Consider the following 26,252-nt stretch of genomic DNA (forward strand, 5'->3'; position numbering starts at 1 on the left):
TTCCTTATTGATGGAGGAGACTGGCTATGGGTTCCGGCAAGATTCTGGTAGCGCAGGGCGGCGGACCGACCGCCGTGATCAATCAGTCGCTGGTGGGCGTGGCGCTGGAGGCGCGGCGCTTCCGCGAGGTGACGAAGGTGTACGGCGCCCTGCACGGCGTGCGCGGCATCATCGACGAGAACTTTGTCGACCTGACCCAGGAAACCAGCCATAACCTGGAGCTGGTGGCGGCCACGCCTTCCTCCGCTCTCGGTTCCACGCGCGACAAGCCGGACCTCAAATACTGCGCCGAGATCTTCAATGTGCTGCGCGCCCATGAGATCGAGCACTTCTTCTACATCGGCGGCAACGATTCATCGGACACGGTGCGCATCGTCAGCGAGCAGGCGCGCGCCGCGGGCTATCCGCTGCGCGCCATCCACATCCCCAAAACCATCGACAACGACCTGGTCGGCAGCGACCATACGCCCGGCTTCCCCTCGGCCGCACGCTTCGTGGCGCAGGCCTTCGCGGGCGCGAACCTGGACAACGCTTCCCTGCCTGGCGTGTACGTGGGCGTGGTGATGGGCCGCCATGCCGGCTTCCTGACGGCGGCGGCAGCGCTGGGCAAGAAATTCCCGGACGACGGGCCGCACCTGATTTACCTGCCGGAGCGCGTGTTCTCGATCGAGCGCTTCCTGGCGGACGTGAAGTCCACCTACGAGCGCTATGGCCGCTGCGTGATCGCCGTATCCGAAGGCATTCACGATGCCAGCGGCGAGCCCATTGCCACGCTGCTGGCGAAGGAAGTGGAGCGCGACGCACACGGCAATGTGCAGCTCTCCGGCACCGGCGCGCTGGCGGACCTGCTGTGCGACGAAATCAAGGCCAAGCTGGGGATCAAGCGCGTGCGCGGCGACACCTTCGGCTACCTGCAGCGCTCCTTCATCGGCTGCGTGTCGGACGTGGACCAGCGCGAGGCGCGCGAAGTGGGGGAAAAGGCGGTGCAGTACGCCATGTGGGGCGACCGCGACGGTTCGGTCGCCATCAAGCGCACCGGCTTCTATTCGGCGGACTACGAGCTGCTGCCCCTGGAAACGGTGGCGGGCAAGACGCGCACCATGGAGGACGAATTCATCGCCGCCAGCGGCACCGACGTCACCGACGCCTTCCGCCTGTACCTGAGGCCTTTGCTGGGCTCCGGCATGCCGGACGCCTACCGCCTGCGCCCGGCACCGGTGGCCAAGATTCTGAAGCGCTAACCGCAGAGCCCGTGTCCACTTCTGGGGTCTGACCCCAAGGTGGACACGGGCTGAGCTGTTAGATTACGATGGTCTGGTGCTCGCCTTCCTTGCGGGCGCGGATGGTGCCGATGCGGCTGACGGTTTCGCCGGCCGCCGTCAGCTGGGCCACCGCCGCATCCGCGTTCTCGGCGGAGACGATCACCGTCATGCCGATGCCGCAGTTGAAGACGCGGTGCATTTCGGCGTCGGCCACGCCGCCGTGCTGCTGCAGCCATTTGAACAGCGGGGGCATGGTCCAGGACTTGCCATCCAGTTCGGCCGTCAGGTTGTCGGCCAGCACGCGCGGAATGTTTTCGACCAGGCCGCCGCCCGTGATGTGCACCAGGCCTTTGACTTCCATCGATGCCATCAGCGCCAGCAGGGGCTTGACGTAGATGCGGGTCGGCTCCATCAGCACGTCCGCCAGCTTGCGGCCGTGGAAGTCGGCGTTCAGGTCCGGCTTGGCCACTTCGATGATCTTGCGCACCAGCGAGTAGCCGTTGGAGTGCGCGCCCGAGGAGGCAAGGCCCAGCACCACGTCGCCCGGCACGATCTTGGAGCCGTCGATCAGGTTCGACTTCTCCACCGCGCCCACGGCGAAACCTGCCAGGTCGTATTCGCCGGCGGGGTACATGCTGGGCATTTCGGCCGTTTCGCCGCCGATCAGGGCGCAGCCGGAGATTTCGCAGCCCTTGGCGATGCCCTTGATGACGTCCGTCGCCGTCGGCACATCGAGTTTGCCGCAGGCGAAGTAGTCGAGGAAGAACAGGGGCTCGGCGCCCTGCACCAGGATGTCGTTCACGCTCATGGCCACCAGGTCGATGCCCACGGTGTCGTGGCGATTGAGTTCGAAGGCCAGTTTCAGCTTGGTGCCCACGCCGTCCGTGCCAGAAACCAGCACCGGTTCCTTGTATTTTTTGCCAATCTCGAACAGGGCGCCGAAGCCGCCGATGCCGCCCATTACGCCCTCGCGCATCGTGCGCTTGGCGAATGGCTTGATCGCTTCAACTAGAGCGTCGCCTGCATCGATATCGACGCCGGCGTCACGGTAGGACAGGGAAACATTCGAAGGTTGGCTCATGGTGTATTTCGCAGCAGAGGCGGTAAAATAGAAGGCGGACACCGCAATGTTGCAACAAGTGGTCGCAAATCCGGCAAGTCCGCTATTTTATCAAAATGCCTCGCCAACCAGCCCTTTTTCGCTGAAAAACGCCCTTCACATGCCATTTCCCCTGAGCGCAGAACAAAAACAAACCGCTTTCTGGATGGCTGTGTGGCTCGGTTTCCTCTTTCTGCTGGTCCTGCTCGGTCCCGTACTGACGCCCTTCCTGGCCGCCGCCATCTTCGCCTATTGCCTGAATCCCGGCGTGGACCGCCTGGACCGGGTGCGCCTGGGCCGCTTCCCTATGCCGCGCGCCGTGTCGGTGACCATCGTGATCCTGCTATTCTTCGCAGCCATCCTCGCCCTGGTACTGATCGTGGTGCCCGTGCTGCGCAAGGAAATTCCCCTGCTGCAGGCCGCCATTCCGGCCTTCCTGGCCAAGCTCAATGACACCCTGAGCCCCCGCCTGCAGGAGCTGGGCGTGCAGCTGCGCTTCGACTCGGCGGGCATCCGCAGCATGGTCGAGGAGCAGATGGCGACGAGCGGGGACCAGATCTGGGCCGCCATCCTGAATTCGGCCCGCGTGGGCGGCACGGCGGTGCTGGGCTGGCTGGCCACCCTGACCCTGATTCCCGTTGTGCTGTTCTATCTTCTGCTCGACTGGCACCAGCTGCTGGCGCGCATCGCGGGCGCCGTACCGCGCCGCTACATCGCCTACACGGTGGAGATGGCGCGCGAGTCGGACGCTCTGCTGGCCCAGTACCTGCGCGGCCAGCTGCTGGTGATGCTGGCGCTCTCCATCTACTACTCGGCCGCGCTGGCGATTGCCGGTTTCGATGTGGCCCTGCCGGTGGGCATTCTCAGCGGCGTGCTGGTCTTCATTCCCTATCTCGGCTTCGGCCTGGGCCTCTTCCTGGCCCTGATCGGCGCCGTGCTCCAGTTCAGCGACTGGAGCGGCATTCTCGCCGTGGCCGTGATCTATGGCCTGGGCCAGGTGATCGAGGGCTTTATCCTCACACCCCGCCTGGTGGGGGAGCGCATCGGCCTCAATCCCCTGGCCGTCATCTTCGCCCTGCTGGCTTTCGGCCAGCTGTTCGGCTTTGTGGGCGTGCTGCTCGCCTTGCCCGCCTCCGCCCTGCTGATGGTGGCTTTCCGCCACCTGCGCCGTCACTACCTGCGCAGCAGCTTTTATAATGGCTGATGCGATGGACAAAAAAGTTATGCAAATGACATCGGGGCAGGCATGAAGCAGCTGGTGCTGGACCTCGGCGCGGAACCGGTGCTGACCCTCGATTCCTTCGAGGTGGGCCGCAATGCGGAAGCGGCGGCGCTCATGCGCCAGTTCGCTGGCCGCAGCTCGCGCGAGCATTTCGCCTACCTGTGGGGCGAGGTGGGCTCGGGCAAGTCGCACCTGCTGAAGGCGCTGGGCGCCACCGAGCGCGCCCGCTATATCTCGCCCTTCTCCATCGAGTCCGAATTCGTGTATTCGCCGGAGGTGGACCTGTACCTGCTGGACGACTGCGAGAAACTCTCGCCCGTGGCCCAGATCGACGCCTTCGCCCTCTTCAACGAGATCCGCGCCAACAACGCCTTCATGGTGTGCAGCGGCGCCGTGGCGCCCGCCGTGCTGCCGGTGCGCGAGGACCTGCGCACGCGCATGGGCTGGGGCCTTATCTACCAGCTGCACGGCCTCACGGACGACGAGAAGGTGGCCGCCCTGAGCCAGGCCGCCGCGGCCCGCGGCTTGACGCTGTCGCCCGGCGTGTTACCCTATTTGCTGTCCCATTTTCAGCGCGACATGCGTTCGCTGTCCGCGATGCTGGACTCGCTCGACCAATATTCCCTGGAAACCCAACGCCCGATCACCTTGCCGCTGCTGCGCGAGTGGTTGCAGGCGGAAGCGAAAGAAGAATGAACCTCGCCCTGTTTGACCTCGACCACACGCTCCTGCCCATCGATTCGGACTACGAATGGGGCCAGTTCCTCTGCCGCCTGGGCGCGGTCGACCCGGTCGAATTCGCCCGCCGCAACGACGCCTTCTTTGCCCAGTACCAGGCAGGCACCCTGGACCCGGTGGAATACCTCGAATTCTCGCTCGGCACCCTGTCCGGCTTCGATCCGGTGAAGCTGGCGGCGCTGCAGCAGCAGTTCATGGACGAAGTCATCGTGCCGAACATCCGCCCTGCCGCGCGCGCACTGCTGCAAAAGCACAAGGACGCGGGCGACCTGGTGGCCATCGTCACCGCCACCAACCATTTCGTGACGGCGCCCATCGCCAGGGCCTTCGGCGTGGAGCACCTGATCGCGGCCATGCCGGAAGTGAGCGAGGACGGGCGCATCACCGGCAGGCTGCTCGGCACGCCCACCCAGGGCCCGGGCAAGATCGAGCACACCAAGGCCTGGCTGGAGAAGATGGGCAAGACGCTGGACCATTTCGATGCGGTCTACTTCTACAGCGATTCGCACAACGACCTGCCGCTCATGTCCATCGTCAGCCATCCAATCGCGACCAATCCCAACGCCAAGCTCTCTTCCCATGCTTCCGCGCAAGGCTGGCCTTTAATCCATCTGTTCAATGATTAAGAAATTCATCCGCAAGATCCTTGGCGTCAAGGGACGCACGAACCACGAACCGGATATCCTGGGCCCGGACCAGCATGGCATCGACCCGAAGATGGTGTCGTCCAATGCCGTGCGCGTGACCAGCACCTTGCAGGAAGCGGGCTTCGAAGCCTTTGTGGTGGGCGGCGCCGTGCGCGACCTGCTGCTGGGCGTGAAGCCGAAGGATTTCGACATCGCCACCAACGCCACGCCGGAGCAGGTGAAGCGCCTCTTCCGCCGCGCCTTCATCATCGGCCGCCGCTTCCAGATCGTGCACGTGATGTTCGGCCAGGACCTGCTGGAGGTGACCACCTTCCGCGGCACCACCACGGACAACGCGCCGAAGGACGAGCATGGCCGCGTGCTGCGCGATAACACCTTCGGCAGCCAGGCCGAAGACGCCGAGCGCCGCGACTTCACCGTCAACGCCATGTACTACAACCCGGCCACGCAGCAGGTGCTGGACTACCACGGCGGCATCGGCGACATCCGCTCGAAGACCCTGCGCATCATCGGCCAGCCGGAAGCGCGCTACCGCGAAGACCCGGTGCGCATGCTGCGCGTCGTGCGTTTCGCGGCCAAGCTGAAGTTCGACATCGAGCCCTCCACCGCCGCGCCGATCAAGGTGATGGCGCCGCTGATCAACAACGTGCCCGCCGCCCGCGTGTTCGACGAGATGCTCAAGCTGCTCATGAGCGGCCAGGCCCTGGCCTGCCTGCAGCAGCTGCGCAAGGAAGGCCTGCATCACGGCCTGCTGCCGCTGCTGGACGTGGTGCTGGAACAGCCCCTGGGCTTCAAGTTCGTGACCCTGGCGCTGGATGCGACGGACCGCCGCATCATGGCCGGGAAAACCGTGTCGCCGGGCTTCCTGTTCGCCTCCCTGCTGTGGCACCAGGTGCTGGAGAAGTGGAACGCCTACCAGGCTGCGGGCGAGTTCCCGATTCCCGCCCTGCACCTGGCGGCGGACGAAGTGCTCGAATCGCAGACCGAAAAGCTGGCCCTGCAGCGCAAGATCGGTTCGGACATGCGCGACATCTGGGCCATGCAGCCGCGCTTCGAGCGCCGCAACGGCAAGAACCCGTACAAGCTGCTGGAGCACCTGCGCTTCCGCGCAGGCTACGACTTCCTGCTGCTGCGTTGCGCCTCGGGTGAAATCGATCCCGAGCTGGGCGACTGGTGGACGGCCTTCTGGGAGGCCGATGAAGTCATCCGCGCCGAGATGGTGTCCGCCGTGAGCAGCGGCGCAGGCAGCAAGCGCAAGCGCCCGCCGCGCCGCGGCCAGCGCCACAAGGAAGGCGAGGAAGGCGGCGCCGATGCCGAAGCCGAAGCGGCAGACGACGCGCAGGCCGACGAAGCGGACGATTTCGATAGCGCGCCGCCCGACAGCAACGGCGCTCCGCCCAAGCGCCGCCGGCGCCGCGGCCCGCGCCGCAACCGCCGCGGCGGCGGCGAAGGCGGCAACGGCCCCGCCGGGGACGCAGCCAGCGGCCAATGACCACTGCCTACATCGGCATCGGCGCCAACCTGGGCGACGCACGCGCGAACGTGCTGGACGCCATCGAGCGCCTGCGCCGCGCCCCGGGCTGCACGCTGGAAGCTGCGTCGAGCCTCTACCACACGGCCCCCATCGATTCCAGCGGCGGCGACTACATCAACGCCGTCGCCCGCATCGGCACCGCGCTCGACGCACAAAGCCTGCTGGAAGCCCTGCAGGCCATCGAGCAGGCCCACGGCCGCGAACGCCCCTACCGCAACGCGCCGCGCACACTGGACCTCGACGTGCTGCTCTACGGCGAGGAGCAGATTGCCACCGCCACGCTCACCGTACCGCACCCGCGCATGACCGAACGCGCTTTCGTGCTGGCACCCCTGCTGGAAATCGCCCCTGGCGTGCACGTGCCGGGCCATGGCCCCGCCGCCGCATTCCTGCCGCTGGTGCAGGACCAGCCCATCGCGAAACTGGACACTTGAAATGCAGACCCTCCTCCTCCTCGCCGCCTCCAATATCTTCATGACTATCGCCTGGTACTGGCACCTCAAGGGCGGCATGAACAAGCCGCTCTTCACGGTGATCCTCATCAGCTGGATCATCGCCTTCGTGGAGTATTGCCTCGCAGTACCGGCAAACCGCATCGGCTTTGCCAGCGGCTGGAGCGCGGGCCAGCTCAAGGTGGTGCAGGAAGCCATTGCGCTCATCGTATTCGGCATTTTCGCCGTGGCCGTGCTGGGCGAGCCGCTCAGCTGGCGCCACCTTGGGGCCTTCCTCAGCATCATGGCGGCCGTCGCCTTCCTCTTCGTCGGCAAATAGCCCGCGCCCGCAGTAGAATACGCGCCGAAACATCTTTATTGAGGGATTTCCCATGTCCGGATATTTGCAAGGAAAAGAGATGGGCGGCGCGGCCCCAGTGCCGGCGCCGGCCAGGACGGTGCAGAGCAAGGCCGTCACCATTCCCACCCTGAACGCCCTGCGCGCTTCCGGCGAGAAGATCAGCATGCTCACCTGCTACGACGCGAGCTTCGCCTCGCTCATGGAGCGCAACGGCGTGGAAGTGCTGCTGATCGGGGATTCGCTGGGCATGGTCTGCAACGGCCACACCTCCACCCTGCCGGTGACGGTGCAGGAAGTGGCCTATCACACGGCCGCCGTGGCGCGCGGCGCGAAGTCCGCGATGATCGTGGCGGACATGCCATTCGGCAGCTATGGCACGCCGGAGGCGGCCTTCAACAACGCCGTGCAGCTGATGCAGGCGGGGGCGCACATGGTGAAGATCGAAGGCGGCGCGTGGGTGGCCGATACAGTCCGCTTCCTGGTGGAGCGCGCGGTGCCGGTGTGCGCGCACGTCGGGCTCACGCCGCAGTCCGTACACCAGCTGGGCGGCTACAAGGTGCAGGGCAAGACGACCGAGAGCGCCGAAACGCTGAAGTCCGATGCGCTGAAGCTGCAGGCCGCCGGCGCTTCCATGGTGGTGCTGGAGGCGATTCCCTCGGCGCTGGGCAAGGAAGTGACGGACATGCTGGCGATGCCGACCATCGGTATCGGCGCGGGTCCGGACTGCTCGGGACAGGTGCTGGTGATGCATGACCTGCTGGGCGTATTCCCGGGGCGGAAAGCGCGCTTCGTGAAGAACTTCATGGATGGCCAGACCAGCATCGATGCGGCCATTTCGGCATATGTGGCGGCCGTGAAGGACGGGTCCTTCCCGGCCCTGGAGCACTGTTTCTAAACCTGGATCCAGGTGGTTTTCAGCTCCGTGTACTTGTCCAGCGCGTGCAGCGATTTGTCGCGGCCGTTGCCAGACTGCTTGTAGCCGCCGAAAGGTACCGTGATGTCGTCGTTGTCGTACTGGTTGACGTGCACGGTGCCTGCCCGCAGGGCGCGTGAGGTGCGGATCGCCTTGCTCAGGTCCGAAGTCCACACCGCCGCGTGCAGGCCGTATTGCGTGGCATTGGCCTGCTTCACCGCCTCCTCCAGACTCGTGAAACTCAGCACCGACAGCACGGGCCCGAAAATCTCCTCGCGTGCGATGCTCATGCCGCTGTCCACCCGGTCGAAAATGGTCGGCGCCACATAGTAGCCGCCGCTCTCCGTGCGCACACGTTCTCCGCCCGCCAGCAGGCGCGCGCCAGCCGCCCTGCCCTGCTCGATATAACCCATCACCGTGCGCAGCTGGATATCGTCGACGATGGCGCCCATCACGGTGTTCTCGTCCAGCGGATCGCCCGGCGCGAAATCCGGCACCATGGCCAGCGCCTTCTCGATGAAGCGCTCGCGTATCGATTCCTCCACAAACAGGCGCGAAGGCGCATTGCAGCTCTCGCCCTGGTTGAAGAAGATGGAGCCGATGGCCGAAGACACCGCCGCATCCAGGTCCGGACAGTCCGCGCAGACGATGTTGGCGGATTTCCCGCCCAGTTCCGTCCATGCCCGTTTCAGGTTCGACTGCCCCGCCATCTGCATGATCTGCTTGCCCACGCGCGTGGAGCCTGTGAAGGCGATGCAGTCCACGTCCATGTGCAGGGCGAGCGCGCTGCCCGCCTCCTGGCCGAAGCCGGGCAGCACATTGAACACGCCCGCCGGAACGCCCGCCTCCAGCGCCAGCTCCGCCAGGCGCAGCGCCGTCAGCGGGGACTTCTCGGATGGCTTGAGCACCACGCTGTTGCCTGCCGCGAGCGCGGGGGCGATCTTCCACGAGGCCATGAGCATGGGGTAGTTCCAGGGCACGATGGCGCCCACCACGCCCACCGGCTCGCGCGTGATCAGCGCCAGGCTGTTTGAAGGCGCGGGTGCAATCTCGCCATACACCTTGTCGATGGCCTCGCCGTACCAGCGGATGCAGTTGGCGGCGCCCGCCACGTCCACCGACTGGCTGTATTTGATCGGTTTGCCCATGTCCAGCGTTTCGAGCAGGGCCAGTTCGGCGGCATTCTTCTGCATCAGGTCCGCGAACTTGATGAGAATGCGCTTGCGTTTCGCGGGCGCGAAACCGGCCCAGCGCCCGTCTTCGAAGGCAGCGCGGGATGCGGCGACGGCCGTGTCGACATCCGCGGCATCGCAGCGCACCACTTCCGCCAGTTTGCGGCCGTCGATGGGCGAAATGCAGTCGAAACGCTGGCCGGAGCGGGCTTCCACCCGGTCTCCGCCGATCACCGCGCGGCCGTCGATGGTCAGGGCGGCCGCCCTTTCGTGCCAAGCTGTTGTTGCCATGTCAGTTTCCCTCCTCTTGAAGGACAAATACTAGCAAAGTTGGTCCAACCGTCAGGTTCTGGCTTTATAATCGCGGATTTTCCGCCTGATAACTTTTTCGCCCTCCCGGAGCGCGCCTTATGAACACCACTTTGATCGTTTTCGTCGTGCTCTACCTGCTGGGCACCCTGGCCCTCGGCATGTGGGCGGGCACGCGGATCAAAAATACCAGCGACTTCGCCGTGGCAGGCCGCAGCCTGCCCCTGATCATGGTCATTACGACCACCTTCGCCACCTGGTTCGGCGCCGAAACCGTGATGGGCGTGCCCGCCAAGTTCGTGCAGGGCGGCCTGAATGCCGTGATCGAAGACCCCTTCGGCGCGGGCACCTGCCTGATCCTCGTCGGCCTCTTCTTCGCCTCCAAGCTGTACAAACTCAACCTGCTCACCATCGGCGACTACTACCGCCAGCGCTACGGCAAGGGCATCGAAGTGTTCTGCTCCGTCGCCATCATCCTGAGCTACCTGGGCTGGGTGGCGGCCCAGATCACGGCCCTGGGCCTGGTGTTCTCCGTGCTGACCAACGGCGCCATGGCCCCGGCCACCGGCATGGTGATCGGCACCCTGGCGGTGCTGATCTATGTGGTGGTGGGCGGCTTCCTGGCCGTGGCCATCACGGACTTCATCCAGATGATCGTGCTGGTGGTGGGCATGACGGTGATTGCTTTCTTCGCCGCCGACCTGGCGGGCGGCGCAGGCAATGTGCTGAACATGGCGCAGAAGGCCGACCTGTGGCGCCTGCTGCCCGAGCCGAGCTTCACGGACATCGTCTTCTTCATCGGCGCGGCCATCACCATGATGTTCGGCAGCATTCCGCAGCAGGACGTGTTCCAGCGCGTGATGTCGGCCAAGAACGCACCCACCGCGCGCAACGGCGCCGTAATCGGCGGCGCCAGCTATATCCTCTTCGGCTTCGTGCCCATGTTCATCGTGGCCGCCGCGGTGGTGGTGATGGGCGACAGCGCCATGGATATCGCCAAGAACGACTACCAGCGCCTGCTGCCCACTTTCGTGATGACGAAGATGCCGCTCGTGATGCAGATCCTCTTCTTCGGCGCCCTGCTCTCGGCCATCAAGAGCACTTCCTCCGCCACGCTGCTGGCGCCTTCCACCAGCTTCGTCGAGAACATCCTGAAGAACCTGCGCCCGCACATGAAGGACAAGGAGCAGCTGTTCGCCATGCGCGCCACCATCGTGATCTTCGCGGCGCTGGTGCTCGCCTATGCCATCGCCATGCAGGGCACCTCGATCTACGAACTGGTGTCGAGTGCCTACCAGGTGACGCTGGTGGGGGCCTTTGTGCCGCTGGTGATGGGCCTGTACTGGAAGCGCGCCACGACGCAGGGCGCCATCGTCTCCATCGCAGCGGGCATCGCCGTGTGGATTCTTTTCTTCCCCCAGGTGTCCGACCTGGGAACGGCCTTCCCCGGCCAGCTTGCAGGCCTGCTGGCGGCTTTCGCGGGCATGTTCGCAGGTTCGCTGGCGCCGCAGGTGCTGAAGAACCGCCATGAGCCGCATCACGCGGCCGGCGCCCAGGCCTGATTCAGCCCAGCCAGCCGCGCCGGGTGAGATCGTCGAGGGTGAGGTCCAGGCAGTAGCGGATCTTCTGCATCATCTCGTCGATCTGGGCGTGCGTCATGATGAGGGGCGGCGCAATGATCATGCGGTCGCCAACGGCGCGCATGATCATGCCGTTCTCGAACATGTGGCCGCGGCAGATCATGCCTACAGCCAGCGTGGGATCGAAGCGCGCCTGGTGGTGTACGCGCGCCGCCTTGCGCCGCACCAGGTCCAGCCCCGCCACAAAGCCATGGCTCTCGGCCGAACCCACAAGCGGATGGGCCGCCAGGCTGGCAAAGCGCTGCTTCAGGTAAGGTCCCGTGTCGTGCGCCACGCGCTCCACCAGGCCTTCTTCTTCGATGATGCGGATGTTCTCCATCGCCGCCGCACAGGCCACCGGGTGGCCAGAATAAGTGAAGCCGTGATTGAAGTCGCCGCCCGCAACCAGTACCTGCGCGATGCGGTCGCTCACCAGAACGCCGCCCATGGGCACATAGCCTGACGTGACGCCCTTGGCGAAGGTGATGAGGTCAGGCCGCATGCCGAAGGCCTCGGAAGCGAACCAGCTGCCCAGGCGCCCGAAGCCTGTGATGACTTCGTCCGCGATCAGCAGCACATCGTATTTGTCGCAGATGCGGCGTATCTCGGGCCAGTAGGTCGATGGCGGAATGATCACGCCGCCCGCGCCCTGTATCGGCTCGCCGATGAAGGCGGCCACCTTGTCCGGCCCCAGCTCCTTGATGCGTTCTTCCAGCCAGGAGGCGGCGACGATGCCGAATTCCTCCGGCGTCATGCCCTCGCCGTGCGCCGTGTAGCTGGGCTGCTCGATATGCACGATGCCGGGAATCGGCAGGCCGCCCTGCACGTGCATGCCGCTCATGCCCCCCAGCGATGCGCCCGCCATGGTGCTGCCGTGGTAGGCGTTCTGGCGGCTGATGACGACCTGGCGGCCGGGCTGGCCCATCAGGTCCCAGTAGCGGCGCACCATGCGCACATTGGTGTCGTTCGCTTCCGAGCCGGAGCCTGCATAGAACACATGGCTGAACCCTGGCGGCGCCAGCGAGGAAAGCTTCGCCGCCAGCTGCACCGCCGGGATATTGGTGGTGTTGAAGAAGCTGTTGTAGAAAGGCAGCGTGTCCATCTGCTTTGCCACCGCCTGCGTGATGCTGTTGCGGCCGTAGCCCACGTTCACGCACCACAGCCCGGACATCCCGTCCAGCATCTTCCGCCCTTCCGAATCCCACAGGTAGATGCCGTCGCCGCGCACCACGACGCGCGCGCCTTTTTCGGCCAGGGCCTTATGGTCGGTAAAGGGGTGGAGATAGTGCGCAGCGTCGAGCCGCTGCAGCGCCTGCGTGTCCGGCAGTTCCGGCGCCACGGGATTGGTGGTCATGATGGACTCCTCTCATACGTGCAGCAGCAGATGCTCGCGTTCCCACGGGCTGATCACGGTCATGAATTCCTGGTGTTCCAGGTCCTTGATCGCGGCGTAAACGTCGATGAAGCGCTCGCCCAGCACGGTGCGCAGCTTTTCTTCCGCGCGCAGCGCTGCCAGTGCTTCAGGGAGTCCTTGCGGCAGCTCGTACTTCATATCATACGCGCTCCCGGTGGTAATGGGTGTGGGTTCCAGCTGCTCCGTCATGCCGAGGTAGCCGCATGCGAGAGTCACGGCGAGGGCCAGGTAGGGATTGGCGTCCGATCCGATGATGCGGTTCTCCACGCGGCGGTCCTGCACACCCGATTCGGGCACGCGGAAGCCGACCGTGCGGTTGTCCACGCCCCACTGTATGTTGATGGGCGCGGCCGTGTGCTTCACCAGGCGCCGGTAGGAGTTCACGTAGGGCGCCACGATGGCCAGAGCGGAAGGCATGTAGCGCTGCAGGCCGCCGATGTAATACTTGAAAGCTTGCGAAGGCGAGCCGTCCTCATTGCTGAAAATGTTCCAGCCGGTCTTCGAATCGGTCACGCTCTGGTGGATGTGCATTGCCGATCCGGGTTCGCCCGCCATGGGCTTGGCCATGAAGGTGGCGTACATGGAGTGCTTGAGCGCCGCCTCGCGCAGGGTGCGCTTGAAGAAGAACACCTTGTCCGCCAGGTCCAGCGGCTCGCCGTGCAGGAAGTTGATCTCCATCTGTCCGGCGCCGATTTCATGGATCAGGGTATCGACATCGAGGCCCATCATGTCGCAGTAGTCGTAAATATCCTCGAACAGCGGGTCGAATTCGTTCACCGCGTCGATGCTGTAGACCTGGCGCGAGGTTTCGGCACGGCCGCTGCGGCCGATGGGCGCCTTGAGCGGCAGGTCGGGGTCGGAGATCTTGTCCGTGAGGTAGAACTCCAGTTCCGGCGCCACCACGGGGTTCCAGCCCTTCTCCTCATACAGCTTGATGACCCGGCGCAGCACGGAGCGAGGCGCGAAATCGACCAGGCGGCCGTCGGCGAAGTAGCAGTCGTGGATCACCTGCGCCGTGGGGTCGGTGGCCCAGGGCACCATGGTGATGGTGGTGGGGTCGGCCTTCAGGATCATGTCGCGGTCCGTGGCCGAGATGGCACGGTCGTAGGCCGGATCGTCCGTGGGCGAATTGCCCGTCACGGTCATGCCCAGCACCGCTTCCGGGATGCGCATGCCGCGTTCCTCGGTGAATTTGGCGCGCGGCAGGATCTTGCCGCGCGCAACGCCGGTCAGGTCCGGCACCAGGCATTCGATCTCGGTGACCCGTTTTGCATTGAGCCACTCATCCATATCGGTGTAGGTAAAGTTTTCTCGGATAGCCATTTCTCACTCCCATAAGTCCTTGTTCGCGCCGCGGAAGAACTGCATGCGGCGCACTGATTGCACAGACTTGGCGAGAACAGCTACGGAATGCCGCCGGCCCAGGCTTCGTAGGTGAACATCATGCACGCTCCTTGCTGTCGCAGTAGTCGCGGCACGCCTTGCCGAAAGCAAGGAACATCTTCATCGAATCCGGGTTTTCCGTGATATGCCACTCGGGATGCCACTGCACGGCCAGCGTGAAGCCGGACGCGGTACTGACGGTATAGGCCTCCACGAGGCCATCATCGGCTACGGCTTCCACCGTGATGCCGGGGGCGAGCTTGTCCACGCCCTGTCCATGCAGCGAATTGACCATGATCTCGGCCGGGTTGCCCAGCATTTCCGCGAACTTGCCGCCTGGGGTCAAGAGCACGCGGTGCGCCGGGCCATACTGCACTTCCAGAGAGTCATCTTCCTTGTCGCGGTGATCCATCATGCCCGGCAGTTCCTGCACCGCCTGGTGCAGCGTGCCGCCCAGGGCCACGTTCATTTCCTGGAAGCCGCGGCAGATGCCCAGCACCGGCATGCCGCGCCCGATGGCGGCACGGATCAGCGGCAGGGTGGTGGCGTCGCGCGCGGCGTCGAGCGGCAAGGCCGGGTTATGGATGGCCTGGCCGTACAGGTCCGCATGCACATTGGATGCGGAGCCGGTGAGCATGACGCCATCCGCCACGGCGAGCACGGCCTCCAGGTCCGCGAGGTCGCCCAGCGCAGGCAGAATCAGAGGCATGCAGCGCGCGCCAAGAACGACGGCGTTGACATACTTGTTCTGCGCAGCGTGATTGGGGAACAGGCCAATCTGCCGCGTACAAGCCGGGACGAGTACGATGGGTCGGCGCATGACAGTTCAGCTCCGCGAAGAGCGCTTCGATGACTGATGACCTAATTTAGCACAATTCAACGATGCCATCCTTGCGCCTGCGCCAATCGGAATCCGTGGTTCCGCTTGTTTTGTGCGCCGCACAAAAACTGTGCTATACTCCGTTTGTGCCTGAGGTTTGACCTTCGGCACGCCCGCCACGGACCCTCGCACGACGCTTGTGTAATGCGACAGCGAGATCCGGTTCCGGCGGTTTGTAGTTCCGGATACATTGGCCCGGTTACACGACGGAGGCACTACGCAGATAGCATAGGCGCCCGCCGCGTGAGCACCATGCAGATAGCATGGGCAAGCGCTCCGGCCAAGGCATTGGTTACACATTTGAAACGAAGCCCGCAGTGACGCGGGCTTTTTTTTCTTCAGCACCGCGCGCTTTGCGCTTCATCCTGTCCCGCCAGGGACGCTTCCGGAAATTGAATTGGCCAAAGAAGAACTGATCGAAATGAACGGACAAGTGTCCGAAATCCTCCCCGATTCGCGCTTCCGCGTGGATCTCGAAAATGGCCACAAACTGATCGCCTACACGGCCGGCCGCATGAAGAAGAATCACATCCGCATTCTGGCTGGCGACAAGGTCACGCTGGAACTCTCGCCCTATGACCTGAGCAAGGGCCGCATCATCTTCCGCCATATCGAAAAACGCGGGGCGCCAGCGCCGCAAGGCTTCCAGCGCCGCCGCTGATTCAGGCCGCGCTGCTCGCGGTGGCGAGGAGCTGCCGCAGCTCCGGCACGCAGGAGCCGCAGTTGCCGCCCGCCTTCACGCAGGCCGTGACCTCCGCCGCCGTCTTCAGCCCGTGCTCGCGGATCGCCTCGCAGATGGTGTTGCGGCCTACGCCGAAGCAGGAGCACACCGTCGGTCCCGCATCGGCGCCCTGCTGCAGCGGGCGGCCCGCCAGCACGCCCGCGCGTTCGGCGTCGCCCAGCTTTTCGAGCGCGAACAGGCTGGCGAGCCAGGTGCGCGCGGGAAGGTCCGGCGTGCGGGAGACGAAGATGCACTGCTCCACGCGGTCGTCCACGAGGTGCACGGCGCGGTAGACGCCTGCGCCGCGGTCCGTGTATTCGAGCCAGTCCGCATCCGCGTCGTCCATGCCCAGCAGGCCACGCGCCCAGCCGCCGAAATCGACGATCCTGTTGCGCCCTGCCAGTTCGTAGCGGGCGAATTCCTTGCCCTGCACTCTTGTCCAGTAGGCCACGCTGTCCAGGTCCAGGGCGCTGCGGCTGAGCACAAAGCCGTACCAGGCCACGGGGAAGCGGTCCACGCTCACGGGCGTGTGCTTGAATTCCGGCTCGCCCGATACGGGATCGACCGCGGGATTGACGACGGCGCCCACGCGGCCGTCCGAAGCATTCTGCGCGTTCCAGTGGATGGGAATGAAGACGCTGCCACGCGCAATGCCCCCGCCATGCCTGACGCGCGCCACCATGGAACCCCAGCGCGAGTTCACGCGCGCCAGTTCTCCTTCCTTGATACCGCAAAGCAGCGCGTCCTGCGGGTGCACGTCGACGAAGGATTCGGCCGTATGCTCTGCAAGCTTGGGCGCCTTGCCCGTGCGCGTCATGGTGTGCCACTGGTCGCGCACGCGGCCCGTGTTGAGCACCAACGGGTATTCGCTGTCCGTGCCGTTCACGGGTGCACGCGGTGCGGTGGGCACGAACTTCGCGCGCCCGCCCGGATGGGAGAAGCGGCCGTCCGCGAATACCCGGCCACGGGAACCGCGAATGGCCGCGGGCCATTGCAGGGGTTTCATCGCGTCGTACCCGCTGCGGTCCATGCCTGCCAGCGCGCCGATGTCGAAGATGCGGGGAAGCTCCTGCGGCGTGTTGCGCCAGGCGCTGAGGCGCGCGTGCTCGTCGAAGACCTGCTCGGGGCCCGTGTAATCAAAGCCCTCGTAGCCCATGCGCTGGGCGAACTGCGCGAGGATCTGCCAGTCGGCGCGCGCCTCGCCCGGCGCGGGCAGGAAGGCGCGCTGGCGCGAGATGCGCCGTTCGGAATTGGTGACAGTGCCATCCTTCTCGCCCCAGCCCAGGGCAGGCAGCAGCACGTGGGCATAGCTGTTCGTATCCGTGTCCTGCATGATGTCCGAGGACACCACCAGCTCGCAGCGCTCCAGGGCGCGGCGCACCTGGTCGGCGTCCGGCAGGCTGACGACTGGGTTAGTGGCGATGACCCAGACCGCCTTGACCTTTCCCGCTTCGATGGCCTGGAACAAGTCCACGGCTTTCAGGCCAGGCTTCTCTGCTATGCGTGGCGAGTCCCAGAAGGTCTGCACGGCGGAACGATGCTCGGCCTTGTCCAGGTCCAGGTGCGCGGCCAGCATGTTGGCAAGGCCGCCCACTTCGCGGCCGCCCATCGCGTTGGGCTGGCCGGTCACCGAGAACGGCCCCATACCCGGCTTGCCGATGCGGCCGCCGATCAGGTGGCAGTTCAGGATGCTGTTCACCTTGTCGGTTCCCGCGGAGGACTGGTTCACGCCCTGCGAGAACACCGTGACGGTTTTCGCCGTGGCGGCGAAGGATTCATAGAAGGCCGCCACGTCCGCCAGCGAAAGGCGGCATGCAGCAGCCACCGCTTCCGGAGTGATCGCCGCCGCTTCCAGCGTGGCCTGCAGGCCGTCCGTATGCAGGGCGATGAAATCTTCGTCCATCGCGCCGATGCTGGCGAGATAGGTCAGCAGGCCGTTGAAAAGCCATACATCCGTGCCGGGCTTGATGGGCAGGTGCAGGTCGGCCAGCTCGCAGGTGGCCGTGTGGCGCGGATCTATCACCACCACCTTCAGCTCCGGCCGCATCTCCTTGGCGCGCGTGATGCGCTGGAACAGGATGGGGTGGCACCAGGCGAGGTTGGAACCTACCAGCACAATGAGATCGGCCAGTTCCAGGTCGTTGTAATCCACGGGCACCACGTCTTCGCCGAAAGCGCGCTTGTGCCCCGCCACGGCGGAGGACATGCAGAGGCGGGAGTTGGTGTCGATATTGGCGCTGCCGACATAGCCTTTCATCAGCTTGTTGGCAACGTAGTAGTCCTCGGTGAGCAGCTGGCCCGATACGTAGAGGGCCACGGCATCCGGCCCATGCTCGCCGATGATGGCGCGCCATTTGTCCGCGACGCGGCCCAGCGCATCGTCCCAGCTTACCTGGCGCAGCACGCCGTTCTCGCGCACCTTGGGATGCAGCAGGCGGCCTTCCAGCGACAGGGTTTCGTTGAGGGCCGAGCCCTTCACGCACAGCCTTCCGCCGTTGGCGGGGTGCTCGGGGTCGCCCACGATCTGCGCCGCGGCCGCTCCCTGCGGCGTGGCCTTCACGCCGCAGCCTACGCCGCAATAAGGGCAGGTGCTGCGGATGGGCAGGTGTTCCTGATTCAAGTTCATGCAGCTTTCCCGAACAGCAGTTGGTGGCGGATCGCCGAAATGTCGGCGCCCTTCTGGATCATGTCGAAGTACCACGGGCCGTCCTGCACGTCCCCGTAGAGAACGGCGCCAGCGATGCGGCCGCCGTCGAGCACCAGGCGCTTGTAGACGCCCCGCCGCGCGTCGCGCAGCACGAGGTCTTCGGTTTCCCCGTCCCCGATGATGTCGCCGACCGAATAGAGTTCGATGCCGGTGACCTTCAGGCGGGTCGCCGTAGCCTGCTGGATGTAGCGGCGGTGGCCCGCACCGGACAGGTGCGCCGCGCAGACGCGCGCCTGCTCCCAGATCGGGGCAACGAGGCCGAAGGTGGCGCGGCGGTGCTGCACGCATTCGCCCACGGCGTAGATGCGGGGATCGTAGGTCTGCAGCGTGTCGTCCACCACGATGGCGCGTTCGCAGTGCAGGCCCGCACTCTGGGCCAGCGCGATATTGGGACGCACGCCTGCGGTCATCACCACCAGGTCCGCCGGAATCTCCGTGCCGTCCTTCAGGCGCACCGCCGTCACGCGCTCCTCGCCAACGATTTCGCTGGTGTGCGCTTCCAGCATGAAGCGCAGGCCCTTGCGTTCCAGCGCTGCCTGCAGCAGCTGGGCAGCGGGCTTGTCGAGCTGCTGGTTCATCAGCGCGTCCGTCACGTGCAGCACAGTCACGTCCATGCCCTGGCGCGACAGGCCGTTGGCCGCTTCGAGCCCCAGCAGCCCGCCGCCGATGACCACGGCCCGCTTGTGCGTGCGCGCGGCGGACAGCATGGCTTCCACGTCCTTGATGTCGCGGAAGGCGACGACGCCCGGCAGGGTGTGCCCCGGCACGGGAATGATGAAAGGCTGTGAGCCGGTGGCCAGCAGCAGGCGGTCGTAGCGTACTTCCAGGCCGGAGCGGGCGCGCACGACGCGGCGCTTGCGGTCGATCTTCTGCACCGGGTCGCCCGCGTGCAGGGTGATGCCGTTCTGCTCATACCACTCGCGGGTATTGAGCATGATGTCGTCCACCGTCTTCTCGCCCGCCAGCAGGGGCGAGAGCAGGATGCGGTTGTAGTTGCCGTGAGGCTCCGCGCCGAAGACGGTGATGTCGTACATGTCCGGCGCGAGCTTGAGCAGTTCCTCGACGGTGCGCATGCCCGCCATGCCGTTGCCGACGACGACCAGCGCGGGTTTCATGCCCCGACCCAGACCTTTCCGCCTTCGATGCGCGCGGGCCAGGTGGCTACCGAATGTTCGGGCGCCTCCAGGCATTCGCCGGTCTGCAGGTCGAAGTGATGCTTGTACAGCGGGGACGCCACGACGATGCGCTCGCCGAGATTACCCACCAGGCCGCGCGAGAGCACGGAGGCATTGGCGTTGGGGTCGAAATTGGCGATGGCGAATAAGCGCTGCTCCGTGCCGTCGTTCAGGCGGAACACGGCCACCTGGTCCTCGCCCAGCAGGGCGCAGACGCCGGTGTTGGGAACGATGTCGTCCAGTTGGCAGATGGCGGTCCAGCTGCCTGCTTCGTTTTCACGTTTCATGTCGCTCTCCTTACGCTACCTTGATGGGAATACGCTTGCGCTCTTCGACGGTGGCCGGACGGATCTGGCCGCGCTCCTCCATGAACACCACATTGTTGTCGCCCGCCTCGCTGTTGACGAAATGGCGGAAGCGCTTGCGGGTCTCGGGATTGTTGACGGCCTCCTTCCATTCGCAGGCGTAGGTGTCGACCACGCGCTGCATGTCCGCTTCCAGTTCGGCGGCGATGCCGAGCTTGTCGCCGATGACGACCTGCTTGAGGTAATCCAGGCCGCCTTCCAGGTTTTCGCGCCAGGTGCTGGTGCGCTGCAGGCGGTCCGCCGTGCGGCTGTAGAACATGAGGAAGCGGTCGATGTAGCTCACCAGGGTGGCCTTGTCGAGGTCCGACGCAAGCAGCTCGGCGTGGCGCGGCTTCATGCCGCCGTTGCCGCACACGTAGAGGTTCCAGCCCTTGTCCGTGGCGATGATGCCCACGTCCTTGCCCTGGGCTTCGGCGCACTCGCGGGTGCAGCCGGATACGCCGAACTTGATCTTGTGCGGTGTGCGCAGGCCCTTGTAGCGGTTTTCCAGCTCGATGGCGAGGCCAACGCTGTCGTCCACCCCGTAGCGGCACCAGGTGGAGCCCACGCAGGACTTCACCGTGCGCAGGGACTTGCCGTAGGCGTGGCCGGTCTCGAAGCCTGCCTCGATCAGCTCTTCCCAGATGGCGGGCAGCTGTTCGACGCGTGCGCCGAACAGGTCCACGCGCTGGCCGCCCGTGATCTTGGTGTACAGGCCGTGCTTCTTGGCCACCTGGCCGACGGCGATCAGACCGTCCGGCGTCACCTCGCCGCCCGGCATGCGCGGCACCACGGAGTAGGTGCCGTCCTTCTGGATATTGCCGAGGAAGTAGTCGTTCGAATCCTGCAGGCTGGCGTGCTCCTTCTTCAGCACGAAGTCGTTCCAGCAGGTGGCGAGGATACTGGCCGCCAGCGGCTTGCACACGTCGCAGCCCAGGCCCTTGCCATGCTGTGCCAGCAGCTCGCCGAAGGTCTTGATGCCTCCCACGCGGATCAGGTGGAACAGCTCCTGGCGCGAGTGCGGGAAGTGTTCGCAGACATGATTGTTCACGTCCATGCCGAGCTTCTTCATCTCGGCCTTCATGATCTGGGTGACGAGGGGCACGCAGCCGCCGCAGGTGGTGCCCGCGCCCGTGCACTTCTTCAGCGCGCCGATGCTCGTTGCGCCGCCGCGGACCGCCTCGCAGATGGCGCCCTTCGACACGTCGTTGCAGGAGCAGATCTGCGCGCCAGCGGGCAGCGCCTCGACGCCGATGCCCGGCTTCGCCCCGCCTTCGGACTGCGGCAGGATCAGGAACTCCGGCGATTCCGGCAGCTCGATCCGGTTCAGCATCATCTGCAACAGGGTGCCGTACTCGCCCGCATCGCCCACCATGACGCCGCCCAGCAGGTACTTGCCGCAGTCGGACACCACGATCTTCTTGTAGACCTGCTTGCGCTCGTCCGTGAACTGGTAGCTGCGCGCGCCTTCGGCCCTGGCGTGCGGGTCGCCGATGCTGGCCACGTCCACGCCCATCAGTTTCAGCTTGGTGCTCATGTCGGCGCCGGTGAACTCGGCGGCCTGGCCCAGCATATGTTTCGCCGCCACGCGGGCCATGTCGTAACCCGGCGCCACCAGGCCATACACCATGCCGTTCCAGAGAGCGCACTCGCCGATGGCGTACACGTTCGGGTCGGAGGTGAGGCAGCTGTTGTCGATCTGGATGCCGCCGCGCGGCCCCACCGCCAGGCCGCACTCGCGCGCCAGCTGGTCGCGCGGGCGGATACCGGCCGAGAACACAATCATGTCCGCATCCAGGTGGCTGCCGTCCGCGAACTGCATCCGGTGGGCGCCCTCCTCGCCATCCACGATGGCGACGGTATTCTTGCCGGTGTGGACGGTCACGCCCAGCTCTTCGATCTTGTTGCGCAGGATGCGGCCGCCGCCATCATCCACCTGCACGGCCATCAGGCGCGGCGAGAATTCGACGACGTGCGTCGCCAGGTTCATGTCGCGCAGGGCCTTCGCGCATTCCAGGCCCAGCAGGCCGCCGCCGATCACAACGCCGCTGCGCGCGCGGCTGCCGCATTCGAGCATGGCCTCCAGGTCTTCGATGGTGCGGTAGACGAAGCAGTCCTTGCGGTCCCTGCCTTCCAGCGGGGGAACGAAGGGGAAGGAGCCGGTGGCCAGCACCAGCTTGTCGTAATCCAGCACTTCGCCGGTGCTCGCCGTGACCTTGCGCGCGGCGAGGTCGATGGCGGTGGCGCGGGCGTTCAGCTTCAGCACATAGCCGCTGTTCTCGAAGAAGCCGTCCTTGACCAGCGAGAGCTGTTCGGCGCTTTTCCCGGAGAAGAATTCGGAGAGGTGGACGCGGTCGTAGGCCGGACGAGGCTCTTCGCACAGCACCGTCACTTCGAGGCCGGAAGCGCCGCTGTCGGCCAGGCTTTCGAGGAATTTGTGGCCCACCATACCGTGGCCGATCACCAGGACTTTCATGCTTTTGCTCCTTATGCTGCTGCCGTGGGGCTGATTGCGTGTTCTGCTGCCGTGGCCGCGCTGAAGCGCACGGCGATCGCGCATAGCGCGGATACAGCCACGAAGAAACCGAGATAGGACAGCGTCTGCTGCGTGTTGCCGACGCCCTTCATCAGGAAGCCCGCCGCCACCGCGCCCACGTTGCCGCCAGCGCCGATGATCCCGGCGACACCGCCCAGGGCGCGGCGGTCGATGAAGGGCACCAGGGCATAGGTGGCGCCGCAGGCCATGTGGGTGCACAGGCCGAAGCTCAGCATGGCCACAAGGGCGAGCGCCACGCTGTCCGCATGGGCGAACCAGATAAGGCCTGCACCTTCCCCCAGCATGAGCACGAAGAGCAGCGTCACGCGGCTGTTCAGGGTGCCGCGCCTTGCGGCCTTGTCCGAGATCCAGCCGCCCAGGGCGCGGGCGAACAGCGCCAGCAGGCCGAAGCTGCCCGCCGCCATGCCAGCCTGGCCCAATGACAGATCGAACCGGTCGACGTAATAGATGGCCGCCACATTGTGGATAAAGAGTTCGATGCCGAAGCAGGCCCCGTAGGTCACGAACAGCATCCACACGCGGTAGTTGGCGGCGGCCAGCTTGAAGCTCTCCCAGCCGCCCTTCTTGCCGCCTTCGACTTCGATGCCCGCGGCGCGCAGCTCTTCGTAGTTACCTTGCGGGCAGTCCTGCGTGAGGCGGTAGTACAGCAGGCCCACGACGATCATCAGCACGCCCGGCACGATCAGCGCCACGCGCCAGCCCATGGATTCGCTCACGCCCAGCATGAGCAGCGCTGACAGCAGCAGCGGCATGGTGGCCTGGGTGACGCCGCCGCCCGAATTGCCCCAGCCTGCGGCAGCGGCATTGGCCGTGCCGACGATGCGCGGCGCGAACATCACGGTGGTGTGATACTGGGTGATGACGAAGCTGGCGCCGATGGCGCCGATCAGCAGGCGGAAGAAGAGGAAGCTCTCGTAGCTCTGCGAAGCGGCCACGCCGAACACGGGAATGGAGCCCAGAAGCAGCAGGCCGGTGTGCGCCTTGCGCGGGCCATAGCGGTCGCACAGGGGGCCGATGACCAGGCGGACCAGGATGGTAATGGCGACGGCGGCGATGTTGATGTTCGCGATCTGCGCCGGCGTGAGGCCGAATTCCCCTTTGATGACAGGCATGAGCGGCGCGCAAGCGAACCAGGCGAAGAAGCAGGCGAAGAACGCCATCCACGCCATGTGGAAGGCCCGCATCTGCGGGGTGCTGAAGGAGAAGAGCTTGATGCTGTCAGCTTTGCTGGCCATTTTCGAATCCCGTCTGAAAACAAAAAAGGCGCCCGTGCTGCGCGGCCTGTGTTGGCCGGACTGCACGGACGCCGTTGTCCTTTTCCGCAGCTCCGTCGTTGGAGCTGCGCTCACTATTTGGGAAGATCGCCGTTGACCCTCACCCTATGCTTTGCAAGAGCCGTGCCAGGCCTTCGCAGAGGGATGGACAGGGGGGAAGCCGGCCCGAATTGCGATATCGCGGTGCGGCACTGCACAAGATTGGTGCGCAAAGCCCTCACACCGATGTGCTAAGGGCGGAGCTCACCATGTCGTCGATTTCGCTCGTGATATTCGAGAGCACACCCGCCACCACGGCGAACTCCCGCCCTGCATGCCCGGCGCGGGCGGCCACGATGCGCGCATTGAAGGCCACCATGCGTGCCTGTTTGGCAATGGTCTCGATATCCGTGATCACGCCGCGCAGTTGCTTCTTCATCAGGGTAGCGTGCAGTTTCGACTGCTCTTCATAGATGGCGGTGATCTGGTGCAGCACGGTGAGCGTGGGCGTGGTGATGCGCACGAGCTCCGCCAGCAGCGCTTCCGCCTGCGCGCTGGCCTGCTCCATTGCCCCAAGCGTCCTTTCGGCGAGCTCCATGAAATGGACGATCTGCCGGTCGCCCTGCTGCTTCCCGAAATAGGCCTCCTGCAATTCGGCGCAGAAAACGCCCGGCAAGCCGTCCTTGTCGCTGAGCAGCGCAGTATGCGCGCCGCGAAAAAGTTCCAGGGCCTCGCGCGCAATGCCGATGGCGTCCTCCTGGCCCTGGGCAGCCAGCACGGCGTACAGCACCAGTCTTTGCGAGGTGAAGCGGCGGCGCCCTGAAAGATTAATCAGGGCGCCGAAGATTTCGCCCGCCAGCGGCTTGCCGGTATGTGCTGCCATCTACGCGGCCTCCTTGGCAGGATGCGCCTGTTTCCGGTACAGGAATTCCAGCACGGCGCTGCGGCACGCCACATAGCGTGCGTCCTGCGCCAGCGCCACGCGGTCGCGCGGGCGCTCCAGCGGCACTTCCAGTATCTCGCCGATGGTCGCCGCCGGCCCGTTGGTGAGCATGACGATACGGTCCGACAGCAGCACCGCTTCGTCCACATCGTGCGTCACCATGACCACAGTGGAGCTGGTGGCCGCCACGATCTTCAGCAGTTCGTCCTGCAGATGGGCGCGCGTGAGCGCATCGAGTGCGCCGAAAGGCTCGTCCATCAGCAGCACCTTGGGTTCCATGGCGAGTGCGCGGGCGATACCCACGCGCTGCTTCATGCCGCCGGATATTTCATGCGGACGTTTGTTCTCCGCTGCCGTCAGGCCCACCAGCGCCAGCGCCTGCATCGTGCGCTCGCGCAGCTGGGCGCGCGTTTCGCTGCGGCCGAACACGCGCTCCACGCCGAGGTGGATGTTCTCGGCGCAGGTAAGCCAGGGCAGGAGTGAATGGTTCTGGAACACCACCGAGCGCTCCGGCGAAGGGCCGGCGATTTCGCGGTTGGCGCACAGCAGCGTTCCTTCGCTGGGCTTGAGCAGTCCGGCGACAAGATTCAGCAGCGTGGACTTGCCGCAGCCGGAGTGGCCGATCAGGGTGACGAATTCCCCCTGCCTCACCTTCAGGTCGATGCCATGCAGGGCGTGGAAGCAGCCCTTCTTGGTGTGGAACACCATCTCCACGCCGTCGATCTCGATAAATTTCGGATTCATCATGAACTCCTTTCAGGTCTGCTCGTAGCTGAACGCCTTGGCCAGCGCCATCAGCAGCTGTTCCAGCACGAGACCCACCACGCCGATGGCGAGAATCGCTATCAGGATGTGCGGCACGTTCAGGTTGTTCCATTCGTCCCACAGCCAGAAGCCGATGCCGACGCCGCCCGTCAGCATCTCCGCCGCCACGATCACCAGCCACGCCGTGCCGATGGAGAGCCGCACACCGGTGAGGATGTAGGGCAGCGCCGACGGCAGCAGGATCGTGGTGAGCACCTTCCATTCGGAGAGGTTCAGCACCCGCGCCACGTTCATGTAGTCCTGCGGCACACGCTGCACGCCCACCGCCGTGTTGATGATCATGGGCCAGATGGAGCAGATGAAGATGGACCAGATTGCGGCGGGATTGGCCGACTTGAAGACCAGCAGGCCGATCGGCAGCCAGGCCAGCGGCGACACCGGCTTGAGCAGGCTGATGATGGGCCCGAACATGGCGCCGAAGAAGGGCACGCGGCCGATCAGGAAACCCAGGGGAATGCCCAGCAGCGCCGCCATGCCGAAGCCCATGGCCACGCGCTGCAGCGACGCCAGCACGTTCCAGCCTATGCCCTGGTCGTTCGGGCTGTTGCGGTAGAAGGGATCGGACAGCATCTTCACCATCTCCTGCAAGGTGGCCAGGGGCGTGGGGAAGCTGCCGTTGTTCATCGACAGCAGCTGCCAGATCAGCACCGCCAGTGCAATCCCCAGCAGCGGAGGAACCACCAGCATGAAAGCCGCCGATACGGGCTGCCTGCCGCGCGGCGCAGGCATGGGCTTGGGCTTGG

Annotated in this window: 23 protein-coding genes; 10 read left to right on the top strand and 13 right to left on the bottom strand. The window is 65.3% G+C overall.

Going from position 1 to position 26,252, the window contains the following annotated elements; genetic code table 11:
• Nucleotides 1–26 precede the first annotated feature (26 nt).
• Entirely contained in the window at nucleotides 27–1,241 is a 1,215-nt protein-coding gene (locus LSQ66_RS18960) for a 6-phosphofructokinase (protein WP_231766742.1), read from the top strand.
• Between the two features lie 58 nt (nucleotides 1,242–1,299).
• Here LSQ66_RS18960 and purM read toward each other — a convergent pair whose 3' ends face one another.
• The gene (gene purM / locus LSQ66_RS18965) at nucleotides 1,300–2,343 is read right to left on the bottom strand and encodes a phosphoribosylformylglycinamidine cyclo-ligase (protein ID WP_231766743.1); all 1,044 of its coding nucleotides are present in this window, start codon (nucleotides 2,341–2,343) and stop codon (nucleotides 1,300–1,302) included.
• A 139-nt stretch (nucleotides 2,344–2,482) separates the two neighbouring features.
• On the opposite strand from purM, the gene LSQ66_RS18970 reads away from it, so the two are divergent.
• From LSQ66_RS18970 to panB, 7 genes are read left to right on the top strand one after another with little or no spacing between them, the layout of a single operon-like run.
• Nucleotides 2,483–3,565 (top strand): AI-2E family transporter, encoded by a 1,083-nt coding sequence (locus LSQ66_RS18970; protein ID WP_231766744.1) that lies wholly within the window; start codon nucleotides 2,483–2,485, stop codon nucleotides 3,563–3,565.
• A 42-nt stretch (nucleotides 3,566–3,607) separates the two neighbouring features.
• The gene (gene hda, locus LSQ66_RS18975) at nucleotides 3,608–4,279 is read left to right on the top strand and encodes a DnaA regulatory inactivator Hda (protein WP_231766745.1); all 672 of its coding nucleotides are present in this window, start codon (nucleotides 3,608–3,610) and stop codon (nucleotides 4,277–4,279) included.
• Nucleotides 4,276–4,947 (top strand): histidinol-phosphatase, encoded by a 672-nt coding sequence (locus tag LSQ66_RS18980; protein WP_231766746.1) that lies wholly within the window; start codon nucleotides 4,276–4,278, stop codon nucleotides 4,945–4,947. The genes hda and LSQ66_RS18980 overlap by 4 nt, the downstream gene beginning before the upstream one ends.
• Nucleotides 4,940–6,460 carry a polynucleotide adenylyltransferase PcnB gene (gene pcnB, locus LSQ66_RS18985; RefSeq protein ID WP_231766747.1) on the top strand — a complete coding sequence of 507 codons (1,521 nt, stop codon included), beginning with the start codon at nucleotides 4,940–4,942 and terminating at the stop codon, nucleotides 6,458–6,460. Before LSQ66_RS18980 ends, pcnB begins: the two co-directional genes overlap by 8 nt.
• Nucleotides 6,457–6,936 carry a 2-amino-4-hydroxy-6-hydroxymethyldihydropteridine diphosphokinase gene (gene folK, locus LSQ66_RS18990; RefSeq protein ID WP_231766748.1) on the top strand — a complete coding sequence of 160 codons (480 nt, stop codon included), beginning with the start codon at nucleotides 6,457–6,459 and terminating at the stop codon, nucleotides 6,934–6,936. Before pcnB ends, folK begins: the two co-directional genes overlap by 4 nt.
• 1 nt (nucleotide 6,937) lies before the next feature.
• A complete protein-coding gene (locus LSQ66_RS18995) occupies nucleotides 6,938–7,273 on the top strand; it encodes a DMT family protein (RefSeq protein WP_231766749.1) in 336 nt (111 codons plus the stop codon).
• Between the two features lie 52 nt (nucleotides 7,274–7,325).
• Entirely contained in the window at nucleotides 7,326–8,189 is an 864-nt protein-coding gene (gene panB / locus LSQ66_RS19000; protein ID WP_231766750.1) for a 3-methyl-2-oxobutanoate hydroxymethyltransferase, read from the top strand.
• On the opposite strand, the gene LSQ66_RS19005 is transcribed toward panB, so the two are convergent.
• Complete coding sequence (locus LSQ66_RS19005; protein ID WP_231766751.1) at nucleotides 8,186–9,670, bottom strand: aldehyde dehydrogenase; 1,485 nt, start codon at nucleotides 9,668–9,670, stop codon at nucleotides 8,186–8,188. The genes panB and LSQ66_RS19005 overlap by 4 nt on opposite strands.
• Before the next feature lie 119 nt (nucleotides 9,671–9,789).
• Between LSQ66_RS19005 and LSQ66_RS19010 the strand changes: the two genes are divergently transcribed.
• Nucleotides 9,790–11,250: a sodium:solute symporter family protein gene (locus LSQ66_RS19010; protein WP_231766752.1), complete on the top strand. Its 1,461-nt coding sequence runs from the start codon at nucleotides 9,790–9,792 to the stop codon at nucleotides 11,248–11,250.
• Nucleotide 11,251: 1 nt separating this feature from the next.
• Here LSQ66_RS19010 and LSQ66_RS19015 read toward each other — a convergent pair whose 3' ends face one another.
• The 3 genes from LSQ66_RS19015 to LSQ66_RS19025 form a co-directional block, all read right to left on the bottom strand.
• On the bottom strand, nucleotides 11,252–12,661 hold the full coding sequence (locus LSQ66_RS19015) for an aspartate aminotransferase family protein (protein WP_231766753.1): 1,410 nt from the start codon (nucleotides 12,659–12,661) through the stop codon (nucleotides 11,252–11,254).
• A gap of 12 nt (nucleotides 12,662–12,673) precedes the next feature.
• Nucleotides 12,674–14,044 (bottom strand): glutamine synthetase family protein, encoded by a 1,371-nt coding sequence (locus LSQ66_RS19020; RefSeq protein ID WP_231766754.1) that lies wholly within the window; start codon nucleotides 14,042–14,044, stop codon nucleotides 12,674–12,676.
• A 118-nt stretch (nucleotides 14,045–14,162) separates the two neighbouring features.
• The gene (locus tag LSQ66_RS19025; RefSeq protein ID WP_231766755.1) at nucleotides 14,163–14,924 is read right to left on the bottom strand and encodes a gamma-glutamyl-gamma-aminobutyrate hydrolase family protein; all 762 of its coding nucleotides are present in this window, start codon (nucleotides 14,922–14,924) and stop codon (nucleotides 14,163–14,165) included.
• A 457-nt stretch (nucleotides 14,925–15,381) separates the two neighbouring features.
• On the opposite strand from LSQ66_RS19025, the gene infA reads away from it, so the two are divergent.
• On the top strand, nucleotides 15,382–15,645 hold the full coding sequence (infA, locus tag LSQ66_RS19030; RefSeq protein ID WP_231766756.1) for a translation initiation factor IF-1: 264 nt from the start codon (nucleotides 15,382–15,384) through the stop codon (nucleotides 15,643–15,645).
• A 1-nt stretch (nucleotide 15,646) separates the two neighbouring features.
• Here the strand turns inward: infA and LSQ66_RS19035 are convergent, their stop codons facing one another.
• From LSQ66_RS19035 to ntrB, 8 genes are all read right to left on the bottom strand, one after another.
• On the bottom strand, nucleotides 15,647–18,331 hold the full coding sequence (locus LSQ66_RS19035; protein WP_231766757.1) for a nitrate reductase: 2,685 nt from the start codon (nucleotides 18,329–18,331) through the stop codon (nucleotides 15,647–15,649).
• The gene (locus tag LSQ66_RS19040) at nucleotides 18,328–19,527 is read right to left on the bottom strand and encodes an NAD(P)/FAD-dependent oxidoreductase (RefSeq protein WP_231766758.1); all 1,200 of its coding nucleotides are present in this window, start codon (nucleotides 19,525–19,527) and stop codon (nucleotides 18,328–18,330) included. The genes LSQ66_RS19035 and LSQ66_RS19040 overlap by 4 nt, the downstream gene beginning before the upstream one ends.
• A complete protein-coding gene (nirD, locus tag LSQ66_RS19045; RefSeq protein ID WP_231766759.1) occupies nucleotides 19,524–19,874 on the bottom strand; it encodes a nitrite reductase small subunit NirD in 351 nt (116 codons plus the stop codon). The genes LSQ66_RS19040 and nirD overlap by 4 nt, the downstream gene beginning before the upstream one ends.
• Before the next feature lie 10 nt (nucleotides 19,875–19,884).
• The gene (nirB, locus tag LSQ66_RS19050) at nucleotides 19,885–22,407 is read right to left on the bottom strand and encodes a nitrite reductase large subunit NirB (protein WP_231766760.1); all 2,523 of its coding nucleotides are present in this window, start codon (nucleotides 22,405–22,407) and stop codon (nucleotides 19,885–19,887) included.
• Between the two features lie 11 nt (nucleotides 22,408–22,418).
• Nucleotides 22,419–23,723, bottom strand: a complete 1,305-nt coding sequence (locus LSQ66_RS19055; protein WP_231766761.1) for an MFS transporter — start codon at nucleotides 23,721–23,723, stop codon at nucleotides 22,419–22,421.
• A gap of 256 nt (nucleotides 23,724–23,979) precedes the next feature.
• Nucleotides 23,980–24,624, bottom strand: a complete 645-nt coding sequence (locus LSQ66_RS19060; RefSeq protein WP_231766762.1) for a methyl-accepting chemotaxis protein — start codon at nucleotides 24,622–24,624, stop codon at nucleotides 23,980–23,982.
• Nucleotides 24,625–25,431, bottom strand: coding sequence for an ABC transporter ATP-binding protein (locus tag LSQ66_RS19065; protein WP_231766763.1), 807 nt, complete (start codon nucleotides 25,429–25,431; stop codon nucleotides 24,625–24,627).
• A gap of 9 nt (nucleotides 25,432–25,440) precedes the next feature.
• A complete protein-coding gene (gene ntrB / locus LSQ66_RS19070) occupies nucleotides 25,441–26,238 on the bottom strand; it encodes a nitrate ABC transporter permease (RefSeq protein WP_407659645.1) in 798 nt (265 codons plus the stop codon).
• Nucleotides 26,239–26,252: the final 14 nt, after the last annotated feature.

Origin of the sequence: Massilia endophytica (assembly GCF_021165955.1) — a bacterium.
Taxonomy (GTDB): domain Bacteria; phylum Pseudomonadota; class Gammaproteobacteria; order Burkholderiales; family Burkholderiaceae_D; genus Rugamonas; species Rugamonas endophytica.

Coding starts and splice junctions, on each gene's coding strand:
- LSQ66_RS18960 (WP_231766742.1), top strand. CDS start 27: ATGGGTTCCGGCAAGATTCTGGTAGCGCAGGGCGGCGGACCGACCGCC.
- purM (WP_231766743.1), bottom strand. CDS start 2,343: ATGAGCCAACCTTCGAATGTTTCCCTGTCCTACCGTGACGCCGGCGTC.
- LSQ66_RS18970 (WP_231766744.1), top strand. CDS start 2,483: ATGCCATTTCCCCTGAGCGCAGAACAAAAACAAACCGCTTTCTGGATG.
- hda (WP_231766745.1), top strand. CDS start 3,608: ATGAAGCAGCTGGTGCTGGACCTCGGCGCGGAACCGGTGCTGACCCTC.
- LSQ66_RS18980 (WP_231766746.1), top strand. CDS start 4,276: ATGAACCTCGCCCTGTTTGACCTCGACCACACGCTCCTGCCCATCGAT.
- pcnB (WP_231766747.1), top strand. CDS start 4,940: ATGATTAAGAAATTCATCCGCAAGATCCTTGGCGTCAAGGGACGCACG.
- folK (WP_231766748.1), top strand. CDS start 6,457: ATGACCACTGCCTACATCGGCATCGGCGCCAACCTGGGCGACGCACGC.
- LSQ66_RS18995 (WP_231766749.1), top strand. CDS start 6,938: ATGCAGACCCTCCTCCTCCTCGCCGCCTCCAATATCTTCATGACTATC.
- panB (WP_231766750.1), top strand. CDS start 7,326: ATGTCCGGATATTTGCAAGGAAAAGAGATGGGCGGCGCGGCCCCAGTG.
- LSQ66_RS19005 (WP_231766751.1), bottom strand. CDS start 9,670: ATGGCAACAACAGCTTGGCACGAAAGGGCGGCCGCCCTGACCATCGAC.
- LSQ66_RS19010 (WP_231766752.1), top strand. CDS start 9,790: ATGAACACCACTTTGATCGTTTTCGTCGTGCTCTACCTGCTGGGCACC.
- LSQ66_RS19015 (WP_231766753.1), bottom strand. CDS start 12,661: ATGACCACCAATCCCGTGGCGCCGGAACTGCCGGACACGCAGGCGCTG.
- LSQ66_RS19020 (WP_231766754.1), bottom strand. CDS start 14,044: ATGGCTATCCGAGAAAACTTTACCTACACCGATATGGATGAGTGGCTC.
- LSQ66_RS19025 (WP_231766755.1), bottom strand. CDS start 14,924: ATGCGCCGACCCATCGTACTCGTCCCGGCTTGTACGCGGCAGATTGGC.
- LSQ66_RS19035 (WP_231766757.1), bottom strand. CDS start 18,331: ATGAACTTGAATCAGGAACACCTGCCCATCCGCAGCACCTGCCCTTAT.
- LSQ66_RS19040 (WP_231766758.1), bottom strand. CDS start 19,527: ATGAAACCCGCGCTGGTCGTCGTCGGCAACGGCATGGCGGGCATGCGC.
- nirD (WP_231766759.1), bottom strand. CDS start 19,874: ATGAAACGTGAAAACGAAGCAGGCAGCTGGACCGCCATCTGCCAACTG.
- nirB (WP_231766760.1), bottom strand. CDS start 22,407: ATGAAAGTCCTGGTGATCGGCCACGGTATGGTGGGCCACAAATTCCTC.
- LSQ66_RS19055 (WP_231766761.1), bottom strand. CDS start 23,723: ATGGCCAGCAAAGCTGACAGCATCAAGCTCTTCTCCTTCAGCACCCCG.
- LSQ66_RS19060 (WP_231766762.1), bottom strand. CDS start 24,624: ATGGCAGCACATACCGGCAAGCCGCTGGCGGGCGAAATCTTCGGCGCC.
- LSQ66_RS19065 (WP_231766763.1), bottom strand. CDS start 25,431: ATGATGAATCCGAAATTTATCGAGATCGACGGCGTGGAGATGGTGTTC.
- ntrB (WP_407659645.1), bottom strand. CDS start 26,238: ATGCCTGCGCCGCGCGGCAGGCAGCCCGTATCGGCGGCTTTCATGCTG.